The sequence below is a fragment of the Bradyrhizobium sp. genome (assembly GCF_017881085.1).
GTDB lineage: Bacteria > Pseudomonadota > Alphaproteobacteria > Rhizobiales > Xanthobacteraceae > Bradyrhizobium.
In genome coordinates, this window is sequence record NZ_JADGRI010000402.1 from 1 (window position 1) to 4,133 (window position 4,133).

Annotated in this window: 7 protein-coding genes; all 7 read left to right on the plus strand. The window is 63.9% G+C overall.

Going from position 1 to position 4,133, the window contains the following annotated elements:
* A partial coding sequence (locus QZ213_RS25450; protein ID WP_291688825.1) for an ATP-binding cassette domain-containing protein occupies positions 1-550 on the plus strand: 550 nt, incomplete at its 5' end.
* A 3-nt stretch (positions 551-553) separates the two neighbouring features.
* Positions 554-1,249 carry an urea ABC transporter ATP-binding subunit UrtE gene (gene urtE / locus QZ213_RS25455; protein ID WP_291688826.1) on the plus strand — a complete coding sequence of 232 codons (696 nt, stop codon included), beginning with the start codon at positions 554-556 and terminating at the stop codon, positions 1,247-1,249.
* 56 nt (positions 1,250-1,305) lie between these two features.
* Positions 1,306-2,142: an urease accessory protein UreD gene (locus QZ213_RS25460; protein WP_291688827.1), complete on the plus strand. Its 837-nt coding sequence runs from the start codon at positions 1,306-1,308 to the stop codon at positions 2,140-2,142.
* A 61-nt stretch (positions 2,143-2,203) separates the two neighbouring features.
* Positions 2,204-2,506: an urease subunit gamma gene (locus QZ213_RS25465; RefSeq protein WP_291688828.1), complete on the plus strand. Its 303-nt coding sequence runs from the start codon at positions 2,204-2,206 to the stop codon at positions 2,504-2,506.
* Between the two features lie 66 nt (positions 2,507-2,572).
* Positions 2,573-2,878: an urease subunit beta gene (locus QZ213_RS25470; RefSeq protein WP_291688830.1), complete on the plus strand. Its 306-nt coding sequence runs from the start codon at positions 2,573-2,575 to the stop codon at positions 2,876-2,878.
* Between the two features lie 128 nt (positions 2,879-3,006).
* Positions 3,007-3,381, plus strand: a complete 375-nt coding sequence (locus tag QZ213_RS25475; protein ID WP_291688831.1) for an endonuclease domain-containing protein — start codon at positions 3,007-3,009, stop codon at positions 3,379-3,381.
* Positions 3,372-4,133 (plus strand): urease subunit alpha (locus QZ213_RS25480; protein WP_291688829.1); only part of this gene is annotated, 762 nt, incomplete at its 3' end. The genes QZ213_RS25475 and QZ213_RS25480, both read left to right, overlap by 10 nt.

Sequence of the window (4,133 nt, forward strand, 5' to 3'; positions counted from 1 at the left end):
CGACGGCGTTACCGACCTGACCCGGCTGGATGAGACCAGGATCGCCGAACTCGGGATCGGAAGGAAATTCCAGAAGCCGACGGTGTTCGAGAGCCAGACCATCGGGGACAATCTGCTGCTGGCGCTCAATGTCGACCACAGCGTCAAGGGTACGCTGTTCTGGCGGGGCTCCAGGCCCGAGAGCGAGCGCATCGAGAAGGTGCTGGAAACCATCCGGCTGACCGACGCGCGCAACCGCCTGGCCGGCAGTCTTTCGCACGGCCAGAAGCAATGGCTGGAGATCGGCATGCTGCTCGCGCAGGACCCGAAGCTGCTGCTGGTCGACGAACCGGTCGCCGGCATGACCGACGTCGAAACCCATCAGACCGCCGAGCTGCTGAAGGAAATCAACAAGGAAAAGACCGTGATGGTGGTCGAGCACGACATGACCTTCGTGCGCGAACTCGGCGTCAAGGTGACCTGCCTGCACGAAGGCTCGGTGCTGGCGGAAGGGACCATCGACCAGGTCTCGTCGAACGAGCGGGTGATCGAAGTGTATCTGGGACGCTGATCCATGCTCGAAGTCAAAGACATCAATCTCTATTACGGCGCCGCCCAGGCGCTGCGCGGCGTCTCGATCTCGGCCGAGCCGGGCAAGGTGACCTGCGTGCTGGGGCGCAACGGCGTCGGCAAGACCTCGCTGTTGCGCGCCATGGTCGGGCAATACCCGATCGCCTCGGGCTCGATCGTCTTCGACGGCGCCGACATCACGGGCCTGAAGCCCTATGAGCGGGCGCGCAAGGGCATCGGCTTCGTGCCGCAGGGCCGCGAGATCTTTCCGCTCCTGACGGTGGAAGAGAATCTCAAGACCGGCTTCGGGCCCTTGAAGCGCGACGACCGGAATATCCCCGATGACGTGTTCTCGCTGTTCCCGGTGCTGCAATCGATGCTGGGACGCCGCGGCGGCGACCTCTCCGGCGGCCAGCAGCAGCAGCTCGCGATCGGGCGTGCGCTGGTGATGCGGCCAAAATTGCTTTTGCTCGACGAGCCGACCGAGGGCATCCAGCCGTCCATCATCAAGGACATCGGGCGCGCGATCCAGTATCTGCGCAGCCTCGGCAACATCGCGATCGTGCTGGTCGAACAATATCTCGACTTTGCCTGCGAGCTCGGCGACAATTTCGCGGTCATGGACCGGGGCGCCGTGAAATATGCCTGCGACCGCAGCACCCTCGATCCCGGCGAGATCAGCCGCCAGATGGCGCTATAGGGCTTGGTGACGCGACCGGATTTGGGTCGCGCACTTTATGTGGGAGTTGGGGGCGGATGCGGACCGGGAGCACCAGCGCGACGTCGGCGATTTTCGCGGCCAACCGGGCTCGCGGCTCGGTGATTTTCGACGTGCATCAGGTCGAAGGGCTCACCCGCCGCCGCCATTTGCATGAATCAGGCTCGCTGCGCGTCCGCTTTCCCTCGCCCGAGGCGGAGGGTCTATCCGCGGTGTTCGTCAACACCGCCGGCGGCGTCGCCGGCGGCGACCGGTTCGGCATCGAGATCGCAACCGGCGAGGGCTCGCGGCTTGCGGTGACGACGGCGGCGGCAGAAAAGATCTACCGCGCCGAGGGGCCGGCCGCGCAGCTCGATATATCCCTCAAGGGAGAAGCGGGCTCGCATCTTTCCTGGCTGCCGCAGGAAACCATCCTGTTCGACCGGGCGCGGGTGTCGCGCCGGATCGATATTGATCTTGCCGAAAGCGCCTCGCTGCTGCTGTGCGAAATCGTGGTGTTCGGCCGCGCCGCGATGGGCGAACGCATGCAATCGGGCGAATTCACCGACCGCTGGCGGCTCTCCCGCGGCGGCCGGCTGGTGTTCGCGGAGACCTTGCGGCTCGACGGCGACATCGGCGAAAAGCTCAGACAACCGGCGATCGCAAAGGGCGGCGTGGCGATCGGCACGGCGCTGATCGTGCCCGGCGACGCGGCCCTGGTGGAGCGGATCCGCGAATTGACAACATCCTTCGGCGGCGAGGTCGGCATCTCCTCGTGGAACGGGTTTGCAATGGCGCGTTTCTGTGCCCAAGATGCGGCGCGGCTGCGCGCCGACATGATGGCGGTGCTCGGCCGCGCCTCAGGCCAGGCGCTGCCGCGGCTCTGGCTCAACTAGACGCTCGGTTCAACCGGATGATGAATAAACCAGACCAGATTAAATTTATCAGAGTGCTCGCATGAATCTGTCTCCCCGCGAAAAGGACAAGCTGCTGATTTCCATGGCGGCGATGGTGGCGCGGCGCCGGCTGGAGCGCGGCGTCAAGCTCAACCATCCGGAAGCCGTCGCCATCATCTCCGACTTCATCGTCGAGGGCGCGCGCGACGGCCGCACCGTGGCCGATCTGATGCAGGCCGGTGCGCAGGTCGTCACCCGCGCGCAGTGCATGGACGGCATCGCCGAGATGATCCACGACATCCAGGTGGAAGCGACGTTTCCGGACGGGACAAAACTCGTCACCGTGCATGAGCCGATAAGGTGACGTTAGTCATTCCGGGGCGGCCGGAACGGCCGAACCCGGAATCCAGAGGTGATGGAGAAAGACAAGATGATCCCCGGTGAATCCTTCATCCAGGACGGCGAGATCGAGCTCAATGCCGGCCGCAAGACCGTGACGCTGACGGTGGCCAATTCAGGCGACCGGCCGATCCAGGTCGGCTCGCACTACCATTTCTTCGAGACCAATCCGGCCTTGAAATTCGAGCGCAAAAAGACGCGCGGCATGCGGCTCGATATAGCCGCCGGCACCGCGGTGCGGTTCGAGCCCGGCCAGACCCGCGACGTGCAGCTGGTGGCGCTGGCCGGAAAACGCACCGTCTACGGTTTCCGCGGGGAGATACAGGGCAAGCTGTGACTTTTCTTGAGGCAAGCGGAGCTGTCGCGCTCCCTCCCCCCTTGCGGGGGAGGGTTGGGGAGAGGGGTATGCCACACAACGAGGTGGATGGAATTCAGCGGGACCGTGCCAAACAATTAAGACGCACGATGACGCGCGCCGAAGCCTTATTGTGGCGTCACCTGAAGGCAAATCGACTGGCTGGGCTTGGCTTTCGCCGGCAGAGCCCGATGGGCAACTACATTGCGGACTTCGTCGCGCATTCCTGCAAGCTTGTTGTTGAGGTCGACGGCGAAAGCCACGATTTCGTTTCCCGTCTCCGCCATGACAGCCGACGCGATGAATGGTTGGAGTCCCGCGGATACCGCGTTCTCCGGTTCACTAATGACGATGTCATGAAGAATCTGGAAGGCGTTGTGATCGCCATACATCGGGCTGCAGAGCAAGCGGCACCCCTCTCCCTAACCCTCCCCCGCAAGGGGGGAGGGAACTCTTCCGCCGATGGAGCGCAGCAATGTCCGTAAAGATAAAACGTTCCGTCTATGCCGACATGTTCGGGCCGACCACCGGCGACCGGGTTCGGCTGGCCGATACTGATCTCATCATCGAGGTGGAGAAAGACTTCACCGTCTATGGCGAGGAGGTGAAATTCGGCGGCGGCAAGGTGATCCGCGACGGCATGGGGCAGTCGCAGGCCACCAACAAGCAGGGCGCGGCCGATACCGTCATTACCAATGCGCTGATCGTGGATCACTGGGGCATCGTGAAGGCCGACGTCGCCATCAAGGAAGGCTATATCAGCGCCATCGGCAAGGCCGGCAACCCCGACATCCAGCCCGGCGTGACCATCGTCATCGGCCCCGGCACCGATATCATCGCGGGCGAGGGCAAGATCCTCACCGCGGGCGGATTCGACAGCCACATCCATTTCATCTGCCCGCAGCAGATCGAGCACGCGCTGATGAGTGGCGTCACCTCGATGCTGGGCGGCGGCACCGGGCCTTCGCACGGCACCTTTGCCACCACCTGCACGCCCGGTCCCTGGCACATGGCGCGGATGATCCAGTCGTTCGACGCGTTTCCGGTCAATCTGGGCATTTCAGGCAAGGGCAATGCCTCGCGCCCGGCGGCGCTGGTGGAGATGATCAAGGCCGGCGCCTGCGCCCTGAAACTGCATGAGGACTGGGGCACCACGCCGGCGGCGATCGACAACTGCCTTTCGGTGGCCGACGACTACGATGTCCAGGTGATGATCCACTCGGACACGCTGAACGAG